Annotated in this window: 2 protein-coding genes; both read right to left on the bottom strand. The window is 42.5% G+C overall.

What is annotated here, in order from left to right:
* Nucleotides 1-464, bottom strand: a 464-nt coding sequence (locus A3739_RS23935; protein WP_068503092.1) for a LysE/ArgO family amino acid transporter, incomplete at its 3' end; no start/stop codon positions are given.
* 236 nt (nucleotides 465-700) lie between these two features.
* Nucleotides 701-823, bottom strand: a complete 123-nt coding sequence (locus tag A3739_RS23925) for a GlsB/YeaQ/YmgE family stress response membrane protein (RefSeq protein ID WP_082878586.1) — start codon at nucleotides 821-823, stop codon at nucleotides 701-703.
* Nucleotides 824-837 lie beyond the last annotated feature (14 nt).

Here is an 837-nt window from a genome sequence, read left to right as displayed (position 1 = left end):
AATGATGCGATAACGGCACCGAATCCGAACCAGTATTGTAACTCACCATATTGTGTAGAGATGGAGCCAAGCAATACTACAGTGTCCAAATAAACATGAGGATTGAGCCATGTAAAAGCAAGGCAGGTTAATATTGTCGTTAATATGCTTGATGTGTTTTCTTGGCTTTCGGTAAGCTCATGCTTAACAGTGCAAGCACTATAGAAACTGCTTAAGCCATAAAACAGTAAGAATATTGCACCGCCATAACGTGCAAAGGTTTCTATTTGCGGATAAGTAGTAACGAGAGCGCCAAATCCGAATACGCCTGCCGAAATAAGAATGGCATCTGAAAGCGCACAGATAAAGCAGCTAACAAATACATGTTCTTTTTTGAGTCCTTGCTTCAGAACAAATGCGTTTTGAGCGCCGATTGCCAAAATCAATGACAGGCCCAAAGAAAATCCTGTCAGTATTGCGCTCATTGCGTCGCTACCACCTTATATAAGCTCTTAGGTTCATACAGAAAATAATGATGTTGGCGATAAGCATTGCGATGCTACCTGTTAAAATCCCCAGCGTAGCCCAGCAAATATTAGCGGCCATCATGGTAATAAAGCCATAGCGATGCTTGCTGCCTAATTGATAGGTTGCCAAAAAGGTAAAGATCATTACAAGCCAATCGCAGCCGTAATATTGGAAAATTTCCACGATAAGGTATTTATGCTTTTTTGATAGCTCCAATGACTGCAAGCAGGATGACGGCACCTAAGGTGGCGCTAACGATCGAACCTAAAATTCCACCGGCGTACAAGCCAAGGAGTTGCAGTACGAAACTGCCTATGAATGCGCCAACAA

This window comes from Oleiphilus sp. HI0067, from assembly GCF_001635735.1.
Note: the sequence above shows the minus strand (reverse complement) of the source record. Positions and strands in the feature narration are given on the sequence as shown.